The sequence below is a fragment of the Sphaerimonospora mesophila genome (genome assembly GCF_001417795.1).
Taxonomy (GTDB): domain Bacteria; phylum Actinomycetota; class Actinomycetes; order Streptosporangiales; family Streptosporangiaceae; genus Sphaerimonospora; species Sphaerimonospora mesophila.
Genome location: NZ_BCBX01000030.1, coordinates 453,011 through 474,837, shown reverse-complemented (window position 1 = coordinate 474,837; position 21,827 = coordinate 453,011). Strand labels below are relative to the sequence as shown.

At 71.4% G+C, this 21,827-nt stretch carries 21 protein-coding genes; 17 read left to right on the top strand and 4 right to left on the bottom strand.

Features of this window, described 5'->3' with window-relative positions; translation table 11 throughout:
* The first annotated feature begins 605 nt into the window (after positions 1-605).
* The 17 genes from AP234_RS02530 to AP234_RS02450 all read left to right on the top strand — a co-directional run bounded on the left by AP234_RS02530 (position 606) and on the right by AP234_RS02450 (position 19,296).
* A complete protein-coding gene (locus AP234_RS02530) occupies positions 606-1,211 on the top strand; it encodes a hypothetical protein (RefSeq protein WP_055477854.1) in 606 nt (201 codons plus the stop codon).
* A 28-nt stretch (positions 1,212-1,239) separates the two neighbouring features.
* On the top strand, positions 1,240-2,043 hold the full coding sequence (locus tag AP234_RS02525; RefSeq protein WP_055477853.1) for a glycosyltransferase family 2 protein: 804 nt from the start codon (positions 1,240-1,242) through the stop codon (positions 2,041-2,043).
* Positions 2,040-3,269, top strand: coding sequence for a 2-phospho-L-lactate transferase CofD family protein (locus AP234_RS02520; protein WP_055477852.1), 1,230 nt, complete (start codon positions 2,040-2,042; stop codon positions 3,267-3,269). Before AP234_RS02525 ends, AP234_RS02520 begins: the two co-directional genes overlap by 4 nt.
* Complete coding sequence (locus tag AP234_RS02515; RefSeq protein WP_055477851.1) at positions 3,266-3,958, top strand: HAD family hydrolase; 693 nt, start codon at positions 3,266-3,268, stop codon at positions 3,956-3,958. The genes AP234_RS02520 and AP234_RS02515 overlap by 4 nt, the downstream gene beginning before the upstream one ends.
* Positions 3,951-4,700: a nucleotidyltransferase family protein gene (locus AP234_RS02510; RefSeq protein ID WP_055477850.1), complete on the top strand. Its 750-nt coding sequence runs from the start codon at positions 3,951-3,953 to the stop codon at positions 4,698-4,700. Before AP234_RS02515 ends, AP234_RS02510 begins: the two co-directional genes overlap by 8 nt.
* Positions 4,688-5,977 (top strand): lipopolysaccharide biosynthesis protein, encoded by a 1,290-nt coding sequence (locus AP234_RS02505; protein ID WP_055477849.1) that lies wholly within the window; start codon positions 4,688-4,690, stop codon positions 5,975-5,977. Before AP234_RS02510 ends, AP234_RS02505 begins: the two co-directional genes overlap by 13 nt.
* Entirely contained in the window at positions 5,974-7,230 is a 1,257-nt protein-coding gene (locus AP234_RS02500; RefSeq protein WP_055477848.1) for a glycosyltransferase family 4 protein, read from the top strand. Before AP234_RS02505 ends, AP234_RS02500 begins: the two co-directional genes overlap by 4 nt.
* Entirely contained in the window at positions 7,227-8,216 is a 990-nt protein-coding gene (locus tag AP234_RS02495) for a glycosyltransferase family 2 protein (RefSeq protein WP_083501695.1), read from the top strand. Before AP234_RS02500 ends, AP234_RS02495 begins: the two co-directional genes overlap by 4 nt.
* Positions 8,217-8,423: 207 nt before the next feature.
* Positions 8,424-10,658, top strand: coding sequence for a malto-oligosyltrehalose synthase (gene treY / locus AP234_RS02490; RefSeq protein WP_055477847.1), 2,235 nt, complete (start codon positions 8,424-8,426; stop codon positions 10,656-10,658).
* A gap of 52 nt (positions 10,659-10,710) precedes the next feature.
* Positions 10,711-12,564 carry a malto-oligosyltrehalose trehalohydrolase gene (treZ, locus tag AP234_RS02485; RefSeq protein WP_055477846.1) on the top strand — a complete coding sequence of 618 codons (1,854 nt, stop codon included), beginning with the start codon at positions 10,711-10,713 and terminating at the stop codon, positions 12,562-12,564.
* A 331-nt stretch (positions 12,565-12,895) separates the two neighbouring features.
* Complete coding sequence (locus AP234_RS02480; RefSeq protein WP_055477845.1) at positions 12,896-13,567, top strand: hypothetical protein; 672 nt, start codon at positions 12,896-12,898, stop codon at positions 13,565-13,567.
* 57 nt (positions 13,568-13,624) lie between these two features.
* Positions 13,625-14,761, top strand: a complete 1,137-nt coding sequence (locus tag AP234_RS02475) for a transporter substrate-binding domain-containing protein (RefSeq protein WP_152990195.1) — start codon at positions 13,625-13,627, stop codon at positions 14,759-14,761.
* Positions 14,740-15,777 (top strand): hypothetical protein, encoded by a 1,038-nt coding sequence (locus tag AP234_RS02470; RefSeq protein ID WP_200926191.1) that lies wholly within the window; start codon positions 14,740-14,742, stop codon positions 15,775-15,777. The genes AP234_RS02475 and AP234_RS02470 overlap by 22 nt, the downstream gene beginning before the upstream one ends.
* A 213-nt stretch (positions 15,778-15,990) precedes the next feature.
* Positions 15,991-16,770, top strand: coding sequence for a helix-turn-helix domain-containing protein (locus tag AP234_RS02465; RefSeq protein ID WP_055477842.1), 780 nt, complete (start codon positions 15,991-15,993; stop codon positions 16,768-16,770).
* A complete protein-coding gene (locus tag AP234_RS02460; RefSeq protein WP_055477841.1) occupies positions 16,761-17,051 on the top strand; it encodes a DUF397 domain-containing protein in 291 nt (96 codons plus the stop codon). The genes AP234_RS02465 and AP234_RS02460 overlap by 10 nt, the downstream gene beginning before the upstream one ends.
* 125 nt (positions 17,052-17,176) lie before the next feature.
* Complete coding sequence (locus AP234_RS02455; protein WP_055477840.1) at positions 17,177-18,307, top strand: acyltransferase family protein; 1,131 nt, start codon at positions 17,177-17,179, stop codon at positions 18,305-18,307.
* Between the two features lie 104 nt (positions 18,308-18,411).
* Complete coding sequence (locus AP234_RS02450; protein ID WP_055477839.1) at positions 18,412-19,296, top strand: hypothetical protein; 885 nt, start codon at positions 18,412-18,414, stop codon at positions 19,294-19,296.
* Between the two features lies 1 nt (position 19,297).
* Here the strand turns inward: AP234_RS02450 and AP234_RS02445 are convergent, their stop codons facing one another.
* The 4 genes from AP234_RS02445 to AP234_RS37000 form a co-directional block, all read right to left on the bottom strand.
* Positions 19,298-19,972: a hypothetical protein gene (locus AP234_RS02445; RefSeq protein ID WP_055477838.1), complete on the bottom strand. Its 675-nt coding sequence runs from the start codon at positions 19,970-19,972 to the stop codon at positions 19,298-19,300.
* Positions 19,969-20,799, bottom strand: coding sequence for a hypothetical protein (locus AP234_RS02440; RefSeq protein WP_055477837.1), 831 nt, complete (start codon positions 20,797-20,799; stop codon positions 19,969-19,971). The genes AP234_RS02445 and AP234_RS02440 overlap by 4 nt, the downstream gene beginning before the upstream one ends.
* Entirely contained in the window at positions 20,796-21,638 is an 843-nt protein-coding gene (locus AP234_RS37005) for an ABC transporter ATP-binding protein (protein ID WP_055477836.1), read from the bottom strand. Before AP234_RS37005 ends, AP234_RS02440 begins: the two co-directional genes overlap by 4 nt.
* Positions 21,635-21,827, bottom strand: a 193-nt coding sequence (locus tag AP234_RS37000; protein ID WP_160330365.1) for a hypothetical protein, incomplete at its 5' end; no start/stop codon positions are given. The genes AP234_RS37000 and AP234_RS37005, both read right to left, overlap by 4 nt.

Genomic DNA, 21,827 nt, shown 5'->3' with positions numbered 1-21,827 from the left:
CGGATCTCGCCTTCGCCGCGGCGGCGCGCTCCGCCGGGATGTGTCGGAAAATCGGGCGTCCGCGCCTGTCGCCGATCCCGTGTGCGCGGCACGGGACTCCGGAGCGGACGCGGGGTGCCGGACGCGCGGTGCCGGACGGACGAGGACCGGGATCGCGCCATTCCGTGATGAGAAAGGACCGATCCAAAATTGACATGGTCCCGCAAGAACAATTGACTGCGATCGTGTCGTGGCGGAAAACGCCGGACCGCCGCCGAATCGAGGAGATCAGTGTCATTTCCTGATCTGATCCATGCGGTGAGCTGCGGAAATGTGCGCTCACCTGCCGGGGTGACCGGCTTTCGATATTGCGGATACCTCTGATGGTGATGCCATAATGCGTGGGAGCGCTCCCGCGCCCCGGGGTTGATTCCCGTGGGCGCTGTCCGGCACGTCTGTCCACCGGCATGTTGGAAGGAAGGTGCCGCGTCTTCATGACGGCATTGGGCGAAGATTCTCCGGCCGGCTCGGGCCCCGACGGAAATGTTCTTACGCAGAAAGCGGGCCCCGCCACAGACGCTGTGGAAGGGGCCACGGCCCGCCGCTGGGCGCCCCACCTGTGGTGGATGTCCCTGACCGTCGGCGCCGCCGGGGCCGCGTTCGTGTGGCTGGCCACGCCGCATTCCAGGGAGATCCACTCGGCGTGGGATCTGGTCGCCAAACTGATCGCGTTCGCCTGTCTGTGCTTCGCGATCGCGGTCTTCCCCCGGACGTCGCCGCGCCTGAGCTGGCTGCTCTACGTCCCGTTCGTCTTCTTCACCGGCTACCTGATCCCGCGGATCAGCTGGTTCTACTACGGCGACGGCGCACGGGCCCAGGGCGACAGCTTCTACACCCACCTCTACCTGCTGCTCTATCCCGGGATCGTGCTCACGGTCGCGGCCGCCTACCGGATCGGCGGGGGCACCCCCGGACGCTGTCTGAAGGTCATGGCGACCGGCGTCGTCATCGTGTTCTCCGGCTTCCTCGACATCATGTGGCAGGTCGTCAACCCCGTCGCGATCCCCGACGTCATCGACGCGCCCCACATCAACCTGTTCACCGGGGGCCCGATCTCGTTCGGCGCGACGATCGTGTTCGCCCTCGCGCACGTGCCGATCATCGTCGGGATCAACCTGCTTCCGCTCGACCGCTGGATCGGCCGCCTGCTCGGCGCCGACCCCGCCCGCTGACCACCGTCCACCCGTCCGAGGAGGTGACATGCCGGATCCGCACGTCACACCGCGCACCGTGGACATCTCGGTGGCGGCGCCCGCGTACAACGAGGCCGACAACATCGCCATGGCCGTACGCGAATGGCAGGAGTACCTGGAGAACAACCCGGCCGTCGGCGACTGGGAGATCGTCGTGTGCGACGACGGGAGCCGGGACGCGACCGGCGAGATCCTGGCCGGGCTGCGGGACCGGTGCCCGCGGCTCGTCGTGGTCGGCTTCGAGCGCAATCGCGGCGCCGGCGCGGCCATCGCCGCCGCGATCGCCGCCACCCGGCTCGACTGGGTCGTGCTGCTCGACTCCGACGGCCAGTTCCCGATCGCCAACCTCGACCAGGTCATCCCGCGCATCCAGGCGGGTGAGGCCGTGGCGTTCTCCGGCGCGCGGATCAGGAAGGCCGACGGCGCGGCGTACCGGTGGGGCTCGGCGGCCAGCGGCGCGGTGAGCAACCTCCTGCACGGCACCCGCTACCGCGACTTCAACTCGATCTTCAAGGTGGTGCACGGCCCGCTGTTCCGCGCCCTGCCGCTGGAGTCGGGCGGGATGAACTGCTCGACCGAGATCACCGCCCGGGTCGCCGAGCTCGGGCACCGGTGGGTCGAGGTCCCGATCGAGCACCGGGAGCGCGGCGGCGGGCGCCGCGGGTGGCGGTTCTGGCGGGGAGCGTGCGACCGCGCCCTGTTCGTCGTCTATCTCGGCTACCGCCACTGGCTGCTGCGCCGCGGCATCCTGCGCCGGCCGGGCGACCTGCCGGCCGTGCCGGTGAGGCCGGTCGCCGAGGAGGTCCGATGACCGTCGCGGTGACGATGTTCAGCGGCGGGCGCGGAGCGGCCGCCATCTCCCGCGGCCTGCTGCGCACGCCCGGGGTCGAGCTGTCACTGGTGATCAACGGGTACGACAACGGGCTGTCCACCGGCGCGCTGCGGCGGCACCTGCCCGGCATGCTCGGCCCGTCGGACTTCCGCAAGAACCTCGCGCTCCACCTCGATCCGGCAGACCCGGCCCAGGCCGCGCTGGCGTCCGTGCTGGAGCACCGGCTGCCGGAGGGGGCCACGACCGGTGCGCTCATCGAGGCGGTCGGGGAGCGGCGGGGTCCGTTCACCGCGCTGCCGCGCCGGATCCGCGACGCCGTCGTCGCCGACCTGTGCGTGTTCGCGCGGTGGTCCGCCACCGCCGGTCTCGACCTGGCCGACTGCGCCGTGGGCAACCTCGTGTTCGTCGGGGCCTACCTGCGCCACGGCGAGGACTTCAACGCCGCGGTCGACTCCTGCGCCCGCACGTTCGGCTCACCGGTCCGGCTGCTCAACGTGACCAACGGAGAGAACGCGTTCCTGGTCGCGCTCAAGCGGGACGGGAAGCTGCTGGCCGACGAGGCGGACATCGTCGCGCCGCAGGACGCCACGCCGATCACCGACCTGTTCCTGCTGCGCGAGCCGCCGGACGCCCGGCTGCGGGCCGAGCTGGCGGAGCTGCCGCCCTCCTGGACCCGCGAGGTGCTGGCCCGGGACCGGGCGGAGATCACGCCGAATCCGATGGCGCTGGAGGCGCTCGGGGACGCCGACCTCATCGTGTACGGCCCCGGCACCCCGCACTCCTCGCTGCTGCCGAGCTATCTCACCCCCGGCGTGGCGGACGCCATCGCGGACAACAGGGCCGCGGCCAAGGTGTTCGTCGTCAACACCCGCCACGACCACGACGTCAGGGGGTTGACCGCCCCCGACCTCGTCGATCGCACGCTGGCCTACCTCGGTGACCCCGGCAACGAGCGGCGGATGGTGACCCACGTCCTGAGCCACCGGGCCCAGCACCACAGGGGAGGGGACCACCGGGGAACCGGGCTCACGCCGGACGCCCCGATGGTGCCGGGAGACGTCCTCGACCGGGGCGAGTGGGCGGGAGCGCGCTGGGTCGTCGCCGACCTGACCGAGCCCGGCCGCTCCGGCGCGCACAGCGGGGACCGCACCGTCGAGGCCCTGCTCGCCATCCGCGGCGAGACGGCACTGGCGCGGGCGCGATGACCCCCGTCGCGAGCCCGCCGGCCGAGATCCTCGTCCGCCGCGGTCACTGGCTCTTCGACCTCGACGGCACCCTCGTGGACTCCTGTCCGGTCCACGAGGCGGCCTACCGCGAGGCGATCGCCGAGATCGCGCCCGAGGCGCTCGCCGGCTTCCGGTACGCCGACCACGCCGGGGCGAGCACCGGATCCGCGGCGCTGCGGCTGACCGGCGACGCCGAGCGGGCCGGACGGCTGGCCCGGCGCAAGCAGGAGCTGTACCGGGAGCACGTCGCGGCGGGCCGCGCCGCGCTGTTCCCCGGTGCCCGCAGGCTCCTCGACCGGATCGCCGCCGCCGGCCGCACGGCGTACCTGGTGACCGGCGGCAGCCGGGCCTCGGTCGAGCGGGTGCTCGCGGCCTGCGCGCTGACCGGCCGCTTCCGTGCCGTGCTGACCAGCGACGACGTTCCGGCGAGCAAGCCCGATCCGGCCGTCTACGCCGCCGCCTGCGCGCGGTGGGGTGTCGACCCGCGCGACGCGGTGGTGCTGGAGGACTCCGCGCACGGGGTGGCGTCGGCGGTCGGCGCCGGGCTGGCGACCCTGCACGTCCACGTCGCGGAGCCGGCTCCGGGCGCGGTCGCCGTGGGGTGCCTGGACGAGATCACGTCATTACTTGAAACATCATTGCTCGACTCGGAGGTGGGCGGTGGCTGAGCGGCGGCTGTGCGCGGTGATCCCGGCGGCCGGGCGGGGCGCCCGGCTGGGGTTCGAGATCCCGAAGATCATGGTCGAGATCGCCGACGGGGTCGCCGTGTGGCACCTGCTCCACCGGCGGCTGCGGCCGTACGTCGAGCACGTGCACGTCGTCATGTCCCCCGAGGGGGAGGGACCGTTCCGCGCGCTCGCCGCCGAGGAGATCGCGGGCGGCGGCGTCTCGGTGAGCGTCCAGGAGCGCCCCACCGGCATGGGCGGTGCGATCTTCGGCGCGGCTCCGCACTGGGAGTCGTACGACGCGATCCTGGTGGTCTGGGGCGACCAGGTGAACCTGTCGCCGCTGACCGTCCGCCGGGTGACCGGAGCCCACGAGAAGGGGTTCACGTTGCCGCTGGTGCCGATGCCCGACCCGTATGTGGAGTACGAGACGGACGGCGGCGCACTGGTGCGGGTGCGGCAGTCCAGAGAGGGAGACGAGTGCCGCCCCGGCGGGCTCAGCGACGTGGGCGTGTTCTGCCTGGCCACGGACGGGCTGCGCGAGGAGTGGACCCGCTATCTGGCCGGGGCGGCCGTGGGCGCCCGCACCGGTGAGGTCAACTTCCTGCCGTTCCTGCCGCACCTGTCCCGGCAGGGATGGCCGCTGTCGGTGGTGCCGGTGACCGATCCGGACGAGGCGCGGGGCATCAACACGCCCGACGACCTGGAGTTCGCCCGGCGGGCGTACCTGCGGTGCGATCACTGATCGACCGGGCGGCCTCGCTTCTGGCCGCCCACCGCTGGGCGGCCGGTCCCACGCTGGTGAGCACCGCGGCCAGCGGCACGGCCGCCGCGACCACGCTCGTGATCGCCCGTGGCATCGGCGCCGCGGCGTTCGGGCACTTCACCGTGGTCCTGTCGATCGCGCTGATCGCCACGGTCGGCATGCTCATGAGCGTCAACTACGTCATGTTCCAGGAGCTGCCGCGGGCCGAGCCCGGCGACCGGCCGGCCCTGGTGACGACGGCGCTGGCGGCCACGCTCGTGCTGGGGTCGGGCCTGTTCGCCGTCGGCCTGCTGGCCGCCCCGCTGCTGACGGGCGTGCTCGGCGTGGACACCCGCACGCTGGCCTTCGCGCTCGCGCTGGCGCTGTCGATGACGCTCAACCAGCTGACCGAGAGCTTCCTGCGCGGGCTGCGGCGCTTCCGGCTCGTCGCCGGTCTCAAGCTCGCCGTGGCCGTAGCCTACCTCGGCACCGCGGCGTACTGCCTGCTCGTGCTCGGCCTGCGTGAGGCCGAGCCGTACCTGATCGCGCTGATCGTCACGAACCTCGTCTTCGCCGTCGTGTCCGTCGCCGGGTTCGAGGTGCGGCCCCGCGCCTGGTCGGCGGCGCTGGCCCGCTCGATCTACCGGCACGGCGCGTACGTCACCGCCATCGCCGCGCTCAGCGCCGTGGTGTTCGGCGTCGACGTGCTCTTCCTCAACCACTGGGCGCCGCGGGCCGACGTCGGGGTCTACTCCATCTACAACGGCTTCCCCAAGCGGCTGCTCGGCGTGGTCTTCACCGACGGCATCGGCCTGATCCTGCTGCCCACGCTGGCCGTCTCCGACAAACCGACCGTGATGCGGCGGATCGCCCGGCTCGTCGTGGTCGTCTTCGGCGCGACCGCGGTGTTCTCGTTCGTCGCCAGCACCGTGTTCTTCTCGCTGATGGGCGAGGAGTATCCGTACTCGCTCGGGCTGATGGCGCTGTCGGCGCTGGGCATCGGCGTGCACACGGTCTTCAACCTCTACTCGGTCGCCCTGTCGATGGACGGCGTGCGCGGCGCCCGGGTGCTCATCGGCTGCCTGCTCGTCGGCACGCCGCCCGCACTGGCCTGCCAGGCCGTGCTCATCGCCTGGCAGGGGCTGGTCGGCGGGCTGGTGGCCTTCGCTCTGAGCAATCTCATCCTCGTGGCCGTCGTGATGACCGCCGCCGCCCGGCTCTATCGCCCGGACGGCGCGGCGACGGCCACGACCGGCGCAATGGAGGCACGGCGGTGAGGATCGCCCACGTCATCAACCAGTTCCCGCCCAACATCACGGCGGGGCTCGGCCGGTACGCCGAGCTGATCGCTCCGTATCTGTCCCAGGGCCGTCCCATGGCCGTCCTCACCCTCAACGACGGCCGCCTGCCGGTGTGGGAGCGGGCCGGCGGCATCACCGTCTACCGGCCGCGCGGCCGCCTTCTCGGGGCGATCTCCCGCAGGCGGCGGCTCAACCGCACCCGCGGCGTCGAGTTCGCGCTGCTCGCACTGACCGTCGTGGTGAGCAACTGGCGATATTTCCGGATGTTGCGTGCCCTGCCCCCGGAGCGGCGGCCCGACCTCGTCGCGGTGCACGACTCCACGAACTTCCTGTGCGGCCTGCTGTGTCACTACGCGCTGCGGCTGCCGGTCGTGTTCCACGTGCACACCACCGAGTACGGCGTCGCCCCGCAGCGCAGCATCGCCGACCCGCTCAACCTGTTCGCGGCCCTGGAGCGGTGGCTGGCGCGGATCTCCCGGCGGGTCGTGGTGGCCACCCCCGAGGTGCGCGAGCAGCTGGCGGCGGCCGGCTGGAGCCGTACCCCGATCGAGGTCGTACGGCTCGGCGGCACCTACGAGCGGCTGCTGTCCGATCCCGGCTTCGACCGGGACGGGCTCCGCCGGGGAGCGGCTGATCTGCGCGCCCGGCTCGGCATCGCGGCCGGCGATCCGGTGCTGCTGTTCGTCGGCAGGATCGAACGGCAGAAGGGCGTCTACCAGTTGCTGGAGGCGATGCGCCGGATCGCCCCCGTCGTGCCGGGGCTGCGGCTGGTGATCGTGGGCGAGGGCGACGAGGCCGGCGTCGCCCGGATCGTCGCCGAGACCGGGCTCGACGGCCGGGTGCTGACCTCCGGCGGATTCGTGACCGGCCCGGACCTGCTGGAGTTCTACGAGATGGCCGACGTGTGCGTCTTCCCCTCGCTGTTCGAACCGTTCGGCCTGGTGGCGACCGAGGCGATGGCCCTGGCCCGGCCGGTGGTCCTCGGGGACGGCTTCTCCCGGGTCTTCCTCGGCGACCCGGCCGAGCCCGCCGTACGGTTCGTGCGCGCGGCCGACCCCGACGACATCGCCGACGGCGTGATCGAGGTGTTCGCCGACCCCGACCTGCGCCGCGCCCTGGCGGAACGGGGCGAGCGGCTGGTGCGGGAGACGCTGAGCTGGAGCCGGGCGGCCGACGAGACGCTCGCCGTGTACGAGGACGCGCTGGCGGCCGAGGGGAAGAAGCGATGATCTCTGTGGTCGTGCCGTGCTACAACGCGGCCAAGACCCTGCGGCTCTGCCTGGAGTCGGTGCTGGCGCAGACCCTGCGGCCGGACGAGATCGTCGTGGTGGACGACGCCTCCACCGACGGATCGGCGGCGATCGCCGAGGAGCTCGGCTGCCGGGTCGTCCGCCTGCCGGAGAACCGGGGGGTTTCCGCTGCGCGCAACGCCGGGACCGACGCCACCACCGGCGACGTCGTCTTCTTCCTCGACTCCGACGTGGCGCTGCGGCCGGACGCCGTCGCGAACGCGATGGAGATCCTGTCGCGCGACCCCGAGGTCGGCTGCGTGCACGGCGTCTACGACACCGAGCCGCTCATCGACGACGGGCCGGTGGAGCGGTACCGGATCCTGCACGCCGTCTACTGGCGCAGCCGCCACCTGGGCGAGGTCAACAGCGTCGTGTTCGCGCTCGCCGCGATCCGCCGCGACGTGCTGCTCGCCGTCGGCCGGTTCGACGAGCGCCTGCGCGACTGCGAGGACGTCGAGTACAGCAGCCGGCTCGCCGTACGCACCCGGATCGTGCTGACCGACACCGTCGTCGGCCGCCACGACGACGGCAGCCGCCTGCTGCCGATCCTGACCGAGCAGTGGCGGCGCGCACTGCCGCTGATCCCGCTCGCCCTGACCACCACCCGGCGGGGCGCGGCCAAGCCCGAGCACGCCAACAGCCCGGCCGGGATCCTCGCCTGCGCGCTCGCGCTGGCGAGCCTGGCGCCGGCCGTGATCGCCCCGGTCTTCGGCCTGTTCCACCCGCTGCTGCTCGCCGTGCCCGCCGCGTTCGTCGCCTGGTTCGTCCTCGCCGATCCGGCGATCATCAGGTTCGTCCACCGGCAGCGCGGGCCCGCGTTCGCGGCCTACTTCATGACCGTCCACCTGGCCGTGCACGTGGTGCTGGTCACCGGCCTGGCCGTCGGCTCGCTGCGGCTGCTGTCCCCGGCGCGGGCGACCTGACCGGCGGGCGTGAGCTGACGGCGGGCGTGACCTGAGGGCGGCGTGAGCTGACGGCGGGCGTGACCTGAGGGCGGGCGTGACCTGAGGGCGGCATGATCCGATGGCGGTGCGATCCGACGGACCGGCGGCCGTCTGGCTACCGGTCCGCCCGGCGGGCAGTATGGAGACGACCGGACTGTCCCCGCGAACCCAGAGGAAGGCGGCTTCGTGACATCCACCTATCGCGTGCAGCTCACCCCGGACTTCGGCTTCACCGAGGCGGCGCGGTTGGTCGGATATCTGCGGGAGCTGGGCGTCGGCCACCTCTACCTGTCGCCGATCCTGCAGGCCGTGCGCGACTCCCGGCACGGTTACGACGTGGTGGACCACAGCAGGGTGCGGGCCGAGTTCGGCGGGGAGGAGGGGCTGCGCGAGCTGGCCGCGGCCGGGCTGCCGCTGATCGCCGACATCGTGCCCAACCACATGACGATCCCGGTGCCGGAGTCGCGGAACGTCCAGCTCTGGTCGGCGTTGCGGGACGGCCCGGACTCCCCGCACGCCCGGTGGTTCGACTTCCAGTGGCCGGTCGCCTTCCCCATCCTCGGCGACGAGCCGTACGGCACGGCGGTCGAGGTCGCCGACGGGGTCCTGCGCTATCACGATCACGAGTTCCCGATCAGACCGGGTACGGAGCACCTCCCGCTGCCCGAGCTGCTGGAGGCGCAGCACTACCGGCTCGTCAACTGGCGGGAGAGCCCCGGCTATCGGCGCTTCTTCGACGTGTCCTCGCTGATCGGCCTGCGTGCGGAGGACCCGGAGGTCTTCGCAGCCACCCACGCCGTGACGTTCTCCCTGATCGAGGAGGGGGTGCTGGACGGGCTGCGCGTCGATCACCCCGACGGCCTGGCCGACCCGTGCGGTTACCTGCGACGGCTGCGCCCACACGTGCCCGGTCCACTCTGGGTGGAGAAGATCCTCATCGACGGCGAGCGGCTGCCGGCCGACTGGCCGTGCGACGGCACCACCGGCTACGACGCGCTCAACATGATCACCCGGCTCTTCGTCGACCCCGCGGGCCGGGACGCGCTGGTCGAGACGTTCCGGCGGCTGACGGGCGTGACCGGCGACTACGAGGCCGTGCGGTACGAATCGAAGAAGCACGTCATCGAGCTGTTCTTCCGCGGGGAGGTCGACCGGCTGACCGCCGATCTCGGCGACGCGGGGCTGCGCGAGGCGGTCGTGGAGCTGCTGGTGGCGATGCCCGTCTACCGGGCGTACGTGAACCCCGGTGAGCGGCCGCCGGACGAGACGGTGCGGATCATCCGGGACGCCGCACGCGAGGCCGCCGCCCACGCCGATCCCGGCGCGGTGGCCAAGGCCGCCGACCTCGTCCTGTACGGCCCGGCCGAGGCGGTCACCCGGTTCCAGCAGACCTGCGGCCCGGTCATGGCCAAGGGGGTGGAGGACACCGCCCTCTACCGGTGGTACCCGCTGGCCTGCCTGAACGAGGTCGGCGGCGAGCCCGACAGGTTCGGGGTCTCGGCCGCCGAGTTCCACGAGTTCTGCGCCGGGCTGCCCCCGAAGACCATGACCACGCTGTCCACCCACGACACCAAGCGCTCGGAGGACGTACGGGCCCGCCTGGCCGTACTGTCCGAACTGCCGAGTGAGTGGGCCGAGGCGGCCGCCTCGTGGACGGCCGAGGTGTCGTTCGACCCGGGGCTCGACTACCTGGCCTGGCAGTCGCTCATGGCGGCGTGGCCCATCTCGGTCGAGCGGTTCACCGACTACCTGCTCAAGGCGGCCAGGGAGGCCAAGACGGCCATCTCCTGGATGGACCCCGACCCGGAGTACGAGTCGGGCCTGCGGGACTTCGCCCGGCGTGCCATCGAGGTCTGCGGTCCCTCGGTCGCCTCGTTCACGGCGGTCGTCGACCGGTACGCCCGGGTCAACTCGCTCGGACAGAAGGCGATCCAACTCCTGATGCCGGGCATTCCCGACGTGTACCAGGGGAATGAGACCACGGACTTCTCGCTGGTGGACCCCGACAACCGGCGGCCGGTCGACTTCACCCGGCGCGGCCGCCTGCTGGCCGCTCCTGACGACACATGGGACGGCCAGAAGCTGCTGGTCACCACCACCGCGCTCCGGCTGCGGCAGCGCATCGACCCGGCCGGGCCGTACGTGCCGATCGAGGCCGGGGAGCACGCGATCGCGTTCGGGCGGGGGATCGGCGCCTCCGCCGGCGTCTCGACGGCCGTCGTGGTCGCCACCCGGCTGCCCGTGAAACTCGAACGGCGGGGCGGCTGGGGCGGCGAGACGATCACACTGCCGCCGGGCCGCTGGCGCGACCTGCTCGGCGGGGACGAGCACACGGGCAGGGAGTACACGGGCAGGGTGCCCATGGCACACCTGCTGTCCCGCTGTCCGGTCGCGATCCTGGAGCAGGATCCGCAGGCGTGATCCCGCCGACCCGCGGGCAGGTGTGCACGTGACGAAACCGGAGGGACATGTCGTGAAAGGCACCTTCGAGGTCGGCGCCGTCGAAGGCTGGGCCGTCGAAGTCTGGGCACCGAAGGCGGCGCGGGTCGAGGTCGAGTTCGGCGAGACCAGGCACGTCATGACGCCGACAGGGGGCGGCTGGTGGCGCCATTCCGGCGCCGGCCTGGGGCACGGCGTCGACTACTTCCTCCATGTGGACGGCCACGGGCCGTACCCCGACCCGAGGACGCGGCGGCAGCCGTACGGCGTGCAGGGGCCGAGCCGGGTCTACGAGCACGACAGGTTCACCTGGGGCGACCAGGAGTGGCGCGGCCGTGACCTGCGCGGTTCCGTCATCTACGAGCTGCACGTCGGCACCTTCACCCCGGAGGGGACGTTCCGCGGCGCGGCGCGGCGACTCGACCATCTGGTGGACCTCGGCGTGGACTTCGTCGAGATCATGCCGGTCGCGCCGGTCCCCGGCAGGCGCAACTGGGGGTACGACGGAGTCGACCTCTACGCGGTGAACGAGGAGTACGGCGGGCCGGACGGGCTCAAGGGCTTCGTGGACGCCTGCCACCGGGCCGGGATCGGGGTCATCCTCGACGTGGTCTACAACCATCTCGGTCCGTCGGGAAACCACCTGGCCAAGTTCGGGCCCTACTTCCACGACGCCAAGGGGTCGTACTGGGGCGACGCGGTCAACCTGGACGGGCCGGGCTCGGACGAGGTGCGGAGCTACTTCATCGGCAACGCGCTGCAGTGGCTGCGCGACTACCACGTGGACGGGCTCCGCCTCGACGCGGTGCACGCGCTGCACGACAAGCGCGCCGTGCACTTCCTGGAGGAGCTGGCCGCCGAGGTGGACGCGCTGGCGACGGTCGTGGGGCGGCCGCTGACGTTGATCGCCGAGTCCGACCTGAACGACCCGCGCATGGTCACCCCGCGCGAGGCCGGCGGGCTCGGCATGCACGCCGCGTGGAACGACGACGTCCACCATGCGATCCACTCGGCCGTCACGGGGGAGACCCACGCCTACTACGGCGATTTCGGCTCGCTGTCGGCGCTCGCCAAGGTGCTCACCAGCGGTTACTTCCACGACGGCACCTACTCGACGTTCCGCGGCCGCTCTCACGGCAGGCCTGCGGCCCACGTGCCGGGCTACCGCTTCGTCTGCTGCGTGCAGAACCACGACCAGGTGGGCAACCGTCCCGAGGGCGACCGGATGGCGGCCGACCAGCTGTGGGTCGCCGCCGGGCTGCTGCTGACCGCACCGTTCACGCCGATGCTGTTCATGGGGGAGGAGTGGGGGGCGACCACGCCGTTCTACTTCTTCACCGACCACTTCGAGCCCTCGCTGGCGGCGAGCGAGGGGGAGCGGCGCAGGCGGGAGTTCGAGGGCTTCGGCTATGACTGGAAGGCGCCAGACCCGCAGGAGGAGGCCACGTTCCTGCGGTCGAAGCTCGACTGGGCCGAGCCTGCCGAGGACGGTCACGCCTCGCTGCTCGGCTGGTACCGCGATCTGATCGCGCTGCGCAAGACGCATCCCGATCTCACCGACCCGCGGCTCGACCGGGTCCGGGTCGACTTCGACGAGGACCGGCGATATCTGGTGATGGAGCGCGGCTCGCTGCGCGTCGCGGCCAACTTCGGCGCGTTCCCGGTCTCCGTACGGCTGACGCTCGGCGCCGGCGGCACGGGTACGGGAACCACGGGCGGCGGGGGCACGGGTACGGGAACCACGGGCGGCGGGGGCACGGGTACGGGAACCACGGGCGGCGGGCGGATTCTGCTCACCTCCTCGGAGAGCGCCCTGATCGTGGACGGAGACCTTCGTCTCCCCGCCCAGTCCCTGGTCATCGCCCAGCTCCAACACCCCCTCCCGTGATCTTGTAAATTCTCGCAGAGAGCAGCGCTGAGCTGCGGATATTCCATTCGTGATCTTGCAGAAACTCGCACGCTCCCACGTCTGCCTGCGGCTTTGCGCTCCGTGATCTTGCAGTGCAAGGTCACGGACGGTGTTCGCCCTGGTCAACGAATGGGCGTGCGAGTTTCTGCAAGATCACGCTAGTGGTTTTCGCAGGTGGAGGGCACTCCTGCAAGCATTCGCAAGATCACGGTGGGAGGCCGGTGGCGGTTGACATCGTTGCTCTATAGAGAGAGCATTGCTCTCGATATAGAGCGATGAGATGCTCTGTGTGCACTGATCGGAGAGTTCCATGACCATGCCCAGGCCGTCCGCCCCGGCGCTCGCCTCATCCCGGGCCCGCCTGGGGGCCGCGGCCCTCGCCGCGGCCGGCGTCCTGTTTCTCCTCTATCCGCTGGTACGGCCCTGGGCCGACGAGACGACCATGGACGGCGCCCGCGCGATGGCCTCCGCGGCATGGGTCGCGTCGCATCTGTTCGCCATGGTGGGATTCATCCTCGCCTCGCTGGGCCTCCTGGCCCTGCACCTCGTTCTCGACCGGCGATTCACACTTCCGGCGGCCGTGGTGACGTGGCTCGGCGCCGGACTCACCCTGCCTTACTACGGGGCCGAGGACTTCGGTCTCAACGCCATCGCGGTCCGGGTGGTCCGGGAGCACGAGGCCTCGCTGATCGATCTCGTCGATCAGTTCCGATACGCCCCGGTGGCGATCACCACGTTCGCCGTGGGGCTCGCGCTGCTCGGCGTCGGCGCGGTCATCGCCGCCGTGGCCGTCTGGCGCTCGGGGGTGCTGCATCGATGGAGCGCCGTTCCGCTGGCCGCCGGATTCGCCCTGTTCATTCCGCAGTTCTTCGGCACCCCCGCGATGCGGATCGCGCACGGGGCGTTGACGGCGGTCGGTGGACTCTGGCTCGCCGCGGAGCTGTGGCGGGCAGGCCGTGCCCAGGACGGCGCGGCCGGTTGAGGTCATGTGTCGTCGAACGGTGTCGCCCCGGGGCGTACCGTCGCTAGCCTGCCATCGGTGATCCACGTCACGGCGAAGGCGGAGCGGATAAAGATGGCGCATGACCGGATGGACCGGATGAACAGGGTGAAAGCGTGGCGATTACGGCGTGGGCCGAAGGACGAGCCCGCCGACGATGACGCCGCGTCGGCGGGGAAGCCACCGGTGGAGGCCGTCTCGGTGCCGGTGCCCCCGCCTCCGCCCGACGACCGGGGGCGCACCCTGCGCCTGGCCGGGTGGCTGGCCGCGGTCACCCTGGCCGGTGTGGTCGCGGCCGGGACGATCTGGGCCTCAGGCTCGCCGACCGAGGCGGGTCTGCGCGAGGAGGCCGGGCTCGTCGGCAAACATGAGCTGCTGATCGGCGTGAAGGACGACTCTCCCGGCGTGTCGTGGTGGAATCCGGAGACCGGGCGGTACGAGGGCTTCGACATCGACATCGCCTACATGGTGGCGGCTGAGCTGGGTTTCTCCCCCCGTCAGGTGCGGTTCCTGGCCATCGAGACCGAGGACCGGGGCAAGATGCAGGCCATGGACCGGGAAGGCGGGTTCGTGACCGTCGATCTCGTCGTGGCGACCTACAGCGTCACAGCGGAACGGACGGGCGAGGTCTACATGTCCGAGCCGTACCTGCAGACCGAGCAGACGGTGGTCACTCGCAGTGACCACGAAAAAGTGTCCTCGCTCGGCGACCTCGCCGGAGAGAAGGTGTGCACGCTCGCCGAATCCACCTCCGCCGACCAACTCAAGCAGGCCGGGGCGGCCGACGTGGGGAAGAAGAACCGGATCAGCGAGTGCGTCGACGGCGTGCTCGCCGGCGAGTACCACGCCGTCACCACCGACGCGGCCATCCTGGCGGGATTCGTGGCGAAGCATTCCAACGAACTGCGCGCACACGACGTCGGGCTGGCCGCAGCCGAGCGGTGGGGGATCGCCACGGGGCGTAACCGCGCCCTGCGCACACTGGTGAACCTGGCCCTCTACCGCTCCTACGCCGACCCGGAGGACCGCCGCTGGGAGAAGGCGTTCGACGACTATCTGGCACCGTTGCAGCAGGCCGAAGGCATGGCACGCATACAGCAGGTCGCGGTGGCCGAGCAGCCCTCGATCGACGAACCGGACGTACGGCGCTGGCCGTGGGAACGAGACGTCTCCTGACGATGGCCGACGGCTCAGAGGACTTCCCGCCCCGCCTGCGGCGCGGCCGCGTGGCCCCGCGCAACCTTGAGTGGCTGCTCGCCGTGCTGCCGGCGTTTCCGCTGGTGCTGCTGGTGCTGCGGCTCTGGTACGCGGGCCGCCAGGACACCCAGACGCTGCTCCTGCTCGTCCAGCACGTCAGCCCGCTCGGCCTGCTCAGCTCGGTCCTGATCACCGGAATGTGGATCATTCCCGCCGTGGTGCTGCTGCTGCGGGTGCTCAGCGCCCTCTATCTGGTCAGCGCCCGCCGTTCGTCGCTGCTGGTGCGCGCGGCCGATCGGATCCCCGACTGGGTGCTGGTCGTGGCCGTCGCGGTCGCGCTCCTCGCCTGGCAGCTGCGGTTCCTGCCCACGTTGCTGATGCTGACCCTCGCCGTCCTCGGGCTGACCGTGCGCGAACGCGGCCACCGCCGCTCCGCCGTACGGTTCGTCGGCGTCGTCCTGCCCCTGCTGGCCGCCGTGGCCTGCTACGTGCTGCTGGCTCCGGCGATCGCCGACGCGATGCGCGAGCGGGATCCGGTCGCCCTGCTGCTGCTCGCCATGCCGCCGGGCCTGGGCGTGCTGCTCACCGGCCCCGTTCCACGGGCGTCCGCCTGGGTGATCAGCCATGGCATCGCCCTTCTGGCCGCCCTGGTGCTGCCCGTCGTCGTGGGCGTGGTCTTCCTCCGGGTGCCGGTCCTGCCGCTGGTCGCCGTGGAGACGACGGGTGAGGACGGCCTCCCACCGGTGGTCGTCGGCTACACGATCGCCGTCGACGACCGGACGACCACGTTCCTGTCCACCGAGGGCACGGTGCGGTTCGTCGCCAACGATCATCTCGGCGCCCAGACGCTCTGCCCGGACCCCGCCGAGATCCTGCACAGCCGCGTGGACCTGTACGGATGGTACGTGGAGGAGAGCATGATCTCCTGGCTGGCCCCCGAACGCGCCCCGACCCCCGACGACCCCCGCTGCCAGGGCCGCCGCGCTTCCGAGTGACCCCGCTCGGCGGGGCTGATCCGGCGAGCGCGGCGGTCCTCCGTACGTCGGGCTCGATTGGGGCCCCCAAGCTCTCGGGTTTCGACCACGGACAGCTCAAATATGACTACTCTCTGTAGGTAACCCGTTACGTAAACCGACTTTCGTCGGCCGGTCACGTGGTTGCACCCTGCCGTGGGGCCCCGCTCCTCGACTCCGGGCAAAGGAGGCATTGTGGTCGATGCTTATTCACCACAGGCGATCTGGGGCAGGGAGCTGCGTCACTACCGGCAGGAGGCGGGGCTGACCCAGGCGCAACTCGCCCAGAAGATCCATTTCAGCGAGTCCCTGATCAGCGGCGTCGAGACCGGTCAGCTTCCGGCCAGCCCGGAGTTCGCCCAGTGCTGCGACGACGTCCTGTCGACGGGCGGCGCGCTGCATCGGCTCCTCGACTGGCGGAAGGGTCAGGTCTTTCCCACCTGGTTCGGGAAGTGGCGCGACAAGGAGCAGGAGGCCACGACGCTGCGGACGTACGAACCGCTCGTCATCCCCGGCCTGCTGCAGACCGAGTCGTACGCGCGTGTGGTCCTGCGCGGCAACGAGACGGCCCTGGCGGCGCGGCTGCACCGTCAGCTCGTCCTCAGCCGGAAGGACCCGCGGCCCCCGATCTTCCGGTGCGTCCTCGACGAGGCGGTGCTGTACCGGCCGATCGGCGGGCCGGAGGTGATGCGCGAACAGCTCGATCACCTGATCGCGATGGCCGGTCCGCGGCTGAGCGTTCAGATCGTCCCGCAGGGCATGCACTCGGGGCTGCTCGGTGGGTTCGTCATAGCCACGCTGGATGACGGGTGCGACGTCCTGTACGCGGAGACCGCCATCCGTGGCATCACGACGAGCGACGCGGACGATGTCTCGGCGGCGATCGAGCGTTTCGAGGCCATCAGGACCGAGGCGCTTCCGCTGAACATGTCGCTTGAATTGATCAAGAAAACGATGGAGGAGAGATGGACCTGAACGGGGCGCTCTGGCGCAAATCAAGCTTTTCCGGCGACAACGGCGGAAACTGCGTCGAGGTCACCGAACTCGAACACGTCGCCCTGACCACTCAGCGCATGAGCGGGCATGGCGCGGGCGGCCCCGCCCACAAGGCCGGACAGGGGAGGTTGATCGCCGTACGGGACTCGAAGGACCCGGACGGCCCCAAGCTGTTCTTCACCTCCGACGAGTGGTCCGCCTTCATCCAGGGCGTGAAGGCCGACGAGTTCGACCTGGAGGGAGCACCCGGCGCGTCCTGACGGGAGAACCGGGCCGGAGGGAGCGGCCGGCCGGGGGACGGGCGTCGATCGCCCGGGCAGTGTCGAGGGAACCCGGTCCTGACCCGGCAGGACAGGATCTCCGAAACACGACTAAGGTCACCCCAATGGCCGCAACTCCCTCCCGCCTGGGCTGGCTGGACGCCCTGAGGGGCCCCGCCGCCCTGGCCGTGGCACTGCACCACGCCGCCTGGACGTTCATCCCGGGGGTCTGGGGCGCCGTGGACGGCCGGATCGACGTCGGCACGTGGGGCGTCTTCGTGTTCTTCATGGTCAGCGGCTATATCATCCCCGCTTCCCTGGAACGCCGGGGCGACGTCCGGGCCTTCTGGATCGGCCGGGCCTTCCGCCTGCTGCCGCTGCTGCTCGCCGCCATCGCGCTGGCGCTCCTGCTGGCGTGCGTCGGAGCGTTCGATCTCCATGCCGGTCTGGGCCGGCGGCCCGTTGCCGTCGTCGTCCTCGGCAACGTGACGATGCTGCAGGAACTGCTCGGCGTGCCCGCTGTCATCAACGTGATGTGGACCCTGTCGTACGAAATGGCCTTCTATCTGCTGACGGTCGGGCTGTTCGTGGTACGGCAGGCGCGGCGGTCGGCCGCCGTCGCGGTGGCTCTGGCCCTGGCGGCGGTGCCGCTGGGGATCCTGCTGCCCAGGGCGCTCATCGGCGGACGAGCGGATCTGCTCGCCGTGCTCCTGGGCGGCGCGGCGCTCGTGGCGATCGTCGTGACCGCGTGGGCGGGCGGCCGGACGCGCAGGGTCGCCGCGTTGAGCGGCGGCGTCCTCGCCCTGGCGTTGGTCGTCCTGGGCAGCCGGATCGGCGCCTGGCAGGGTTTGATCATCTTGGCCATGATGTTCGCCGGCACGGCCGTCCACCGCGCGGAGCAGGGAATGATCCGGTGGCGTACCGCCATCGGCGTCGTGGTGACGGTGCTGGCCTGCGGGATCTTCGCCAAGGACGATCCCGGTTGGGCGCCCGCGCTGCTGCTCGCCGCCGCGTTCTTCTTCGCCGCCTTCGCGCTGCGGCACCGGCGGTTTCCCCCGGTGGTCACCCACCTCGGGGTGATCAGCTTCTCGCTCTATCTGCTCCACCCGCTCCTGCTGCGGCCGAGCCCGAATCTCCCGCTGTTCTTCCTCGTCCTGGTGCCGCTCGGACTCCTCACGTACCACCTGATCGAGGCTCCCGCCCAGCGCCTCGGCCGGCGGGCGGCGGCCAGGCTGCGGACCCCGGTGTCCACATGAACCTCTGTGGATAAGCGCCGCTGTCCACAGAACGGCGTTCGGCTGAGATTCGCCGGATGCGATCGGCGCAGTCTGGGGACCTCCGAGCGTTCCGAGGAGGATCCGTGAAGATCACATATCCGGTGCCGGCCGAGACCACGACCGTCTTCGTCGTCGTGACCGAACGCACCCCGACAGAGCTGTCCTCGATCGTGCCGTGGCGGATGGGGCGGCCGCACCGGCGCGCGGCGATGGAGGTGCTGGGCACGCCACGACTCGAACTCGACGCGTTCCGGGCCGCGCAGTCGCCGTGGCGGCGGATGGACCTCGACGGTGACGAGATCCGCAGACAGGTGCGCAGAGCCCGCCATCACATCGTCGTCTCCAGCACCGCCCCCGTGGCCGCCCAGCCGGAGGCGGCACAGATCGCCCGGGCGGCCGCACGCGGGGTCGCCGAGGCCTACCACGGGACGATCGTCGATCCGCTCACCCGTACGGTCTTAGCCCACTGCCCGGAATGTCCGGGGGAGCGGCAGGAGTTCCGGCTCGACGACGACTGGCTGGGCTGGACATCGGAGATCGACGAGACCGCCGCCTGTCCGCCGGTTGACCCGGCCGCGGCCGGGCTCTGCCCGTACCCGCCCGTGAAGAGCCGGGGTCTGCGCCGGTTCGGCCTGCCCGAGATCATGCTGGACGGCGCCGCGTGCGCGCACGGCCTCTGCGCGGTCGACATCCTGCGTACCGTGGCCGATCGGCTGCTCACCGGCCATCTCGACTGGATCACCGGCCATCCGGGCGCCCCGTCCCGGACGATCGGCGGGCACCTGCGGATCGGCGAGGCGGACTTCGCGGTGTTCTCCGGCAGCCCCGACCTCGACGGCGAGCCCTTCCGCGTACGGCTCACGCGAGACGCCGCCGCCCGGTCCTGCCTGCGCGTCGGGCCGCCGGACGGCTTCGACGGCGCGCCCGGCGACCGACCCTGCCGTGCCGCCGGCCTCCTGGCCGCATGAACTACGCCCGGCGGCGCCGCACACGGGAGGGGTCGCGGGAGGTCGCCCACAGGACCACCACTCCCAGGCCGAGCAGCAGGCCCCAGCGGACGTGCGCGGACACCAGGTCCTGGGACCGCAGGGTGAACAGGGCGAGCGGGCCGGGCAGCGCCAAGATCCCCAGAAAGCCCCCGGTGACGGCTGCGGACGCCACCGTCCCGGGCTCGCTCAGGCCGTACCTCCGCGCCGCCAGGGCGGCCGTCGACAGCCCCGCTACGAGCAGCGCGGCGAACTCCAGGCTCGACCAGAGCAGCCACACCGCCGAGATCCACGGAGCCATGACGAGGAGGGACACGCCCCAGACCGGAACCGCCCAGGCGAGGGTCAGCCACACCCGGAACATCGTCCGGGCGCGGAGCGTCGTGGGGGAGGACGCGACGACCTCGGCCGCCGCGTCGTCCAGCGCGAAGACGCCGCCCAGGGTCAGCAGCATCGCGATTGCACGCAGGGACCAGACCCCGGTCCTCCACGAGGTGTCGTCGTCCCACGGCCAGGCGAGCAGCACCGCCGCGACGGCCGTGACCAGCGCGGCGGGCTGCCACCGCGTCAGCCGCCCGCTCATCCGGGCCAGCTGCCGCAACTGTGCCCATCGGGGCCCGCGGGAAGCGGCCGAGATCGGGATCGAGGAGGTGTTCATGGGATCGTCAGCGCTCCTGCGACGGCGGAGACGACCACGGCCGCCGCCCCGACGGTCAGCCACAGCGACCGGCGGGAGGGACGGGCCAGCATCGCCAGGGCGCCGGCGCCCAGGCACATGCCGAGCAGGTAGACCGCGTGCCAGCCGGCGGATCCGGGTCTGAACCCCCTGGGCGCGAGGAAGGGCTCCGGCCCCCAAAGCGCGAAGTCGACATAGAAGCCCAGCATGTGGAGGGGGCCGGATTCCTCGCCCGGTGCCGCGCCGGCCGTGTCCAGGTGCTGGTTGACCCGGATCAACGCGACCATGACGAGCAGCGGCGCGCCCGGCCACGGCAGCCACCTGGCCACCGCGATCCCGAGCAGGCAGGCGCCGAGCAGGTTGAGCGGCCCGCCCGCCAGCTCCGCGATCGTCGGATATCGCTCCAGCGGGTTGTCCGTCACCAGGTAGAGACCCAGCAGCGCCGCCTGGCCCAGGACACCCGCGAGGAATGGGGCGAAGGCGGCCAGGCACAGTCCGCCCGCCCGGTCGGCCCAGCCCCGGGGGAGCACCCCCAGGAGTTCCTCCGTACCGGCGCGACGCGAGGCCGAGGCGACCAGATTCGCGGCGAAGAAGAGCGGCACGCCCCAGAACATGGTCATGGGCGCGGTGAGCGCGGTGAACGCCGGTCGAGGACCGTCCCATCCGGAGGTCGCGACATCGAGGATCCACAGCGCCGGGCCGAGCAGGCTCAGCGGGTGGCACAGCAGCCGGCGGCTTTCGTTCAGCGCGAGCGTCGGCAGGATGCGCGGGCGGGCACCGGCGCGGACGACAGACGTGCGGGCGTTCATCGCGTCGCCTCTTCCGGCAGGCCGCCGAGCAGCAGCAGGTAGCCGTCCTCGATGGTGGGCTCCACCAGACGGCTTCCGCCCGGCGCGTCGCCGAGGTTTCGGAAGAGGCCGTCGCCGGTACGCCACGAGAGCATTCCGGCCTTCTGGTCCGACAGCCAGGTGCGGCCCTCGGCGAGGGCGCGCAGCTCGGCCGGCGTCCCCTCGAACGCCTGACGGCCGCCCTTGAGCACGACCACCCTGGCACACAGGGCCGCCACGTCCTCGGTCTGATGGGTCGAGAGGATCACCGTACGGTCCTCGCCGATCCGGGAGATCAGCTCCCTGAACCGGAGTCGCTGCTCGGGGTCGAGGCCGACCGTCGGTTCGTCCAGGAGCACCAGCGCGGGCTCGCCGAGCAGGGCCTGCGCGATGCCCACCCGTCGCCGCATGCCGCCGGAAAGGGCGCGGATCTTCTTGTGGCTCACGTCGGAGAGGCCGACCTCGGCCAGGACCCGGCGGACCTCGTCATGCCGCGCCCGCCGGTCCACCATCTCCTTCAGAATCGCCACGTAATCGACGAATTCGAAGACCGTGAACGCGCGGTGGTAGCCGGTCTCCTGGGGGAGGTAGCCGAGCCTGCGCCGGATCGCCGCCGGTTCCTTGGCGGGGTCCATGCCGAGGAGCCGGATCGTCCCCCCGTCGGAGGCCAGCGCGGTCGCCAGCAGGCGGATCAGGGTGGTCTTCCCCGCGCCGTTCGGGCCGAGCAGACCGGTCACGCCCTGACCCGCGCTGAAGGACAGACCGTCAAGCGCACGGCTTCGGCCATAGGTTTTCGTCAGGTCATCGACGACCACGTTCATGAGAACTCCCTGCGCCCCAGGAACAGGAGCACTCCGGAAACGACAGTGATGATCAGGTAGGCGAGCTGCTCGGCGCCGCCGAACATCGCCAGGCTCGGCGCGTGCAGGTTCGTCCAGACGACCCCGGTCAGCCAGAGCGCCGACACCCCGGCGGCGGCCTGCACCGGCTCGAACCATCGGGACAGCAGA

Excerpts from the sequence above, each read along its gene's own strand:
- AP234_RS02530 (WP_055477854.1), top strand. The coding sequence starts at position 606 with ATGTCCCTGACCGTCGGCGCCGCCGGGGCCGCGTTCGTGTGGCTGGCC.
- AP234_RS02525 (WP_055477853.1), top strand. The coding sequence starts at position 1,240 with ATGCCGGATCCGCACGTCACACCGCGCACCGTGGACATCTCGGTGGCG.
- AP234_RS02520 (WP_055477852.1), top strand. The coding sequence starts at position 2,040 with ATGACCGTCGCGGTGACGATGTTCAGCGGCGGGCGCGGAGCGGCCGCC.
- AP234_RS02515 (WP_055477851.1), top strand. The coding sequence starts at position 3,266 with ATGACCCCCGTCGCGAGCCCGCCGGCCGAGATCCTCGTCCGCCGCGGT.
- AP234_RS02495 (WP_083501695.1), top strand. The coding sequence starts at position 7,227 with ATGATCTCTGTGGTCGTGCCGTGCTACAACGCGGCCAAGACCCTGCGG.
- AP234_RS02480 (WP_055477845.1), top strand. The coding sequence starts at position 12,896 with ATGACCATGCCCAGGCCGTCCGCCCCGGCGCTCGCCTCATCCCGGGCC.
- AP234_RS02460 (WP_055477841.1), top strand. The coding sequence starts at position 16,761 with ATGGACCTGAACGGGGCGCTCTGGCGCAAATCAAGCTTTTCCGGCGAC.
- AP234_RS02455 (WP_055477840.1), top strand. The coding sequence starts at position 17,177 with ATGGCCGCAACTCCCTCCCGCCTGGGCTGGCTGGACGCCCTGAGGGGC.
- AP234_RS02445 (WP_055477838.1), bottom strand. The coding sequence starts at position 19,972 with ATGAACACCTCCTCGATCCCGATCTCGGCCGCTTCCCGCGGGCCCCGA.
- AP234_RS02440 (WP_055477837.1), bottom strand. The coding sequence starts at position 20,799 with ATGAACGCCCGCACGTCTGTCGTCCGCGCCGGTGCCCGCCCGCGCATC.
- AP234_RS37005 (WP_055477836.1), bottom strand. The coding sequence starts at position 21,638 with ATGAACGTGGTCGTCGATGACCTGACGAAAACCTATGGCCGAAGCCGT.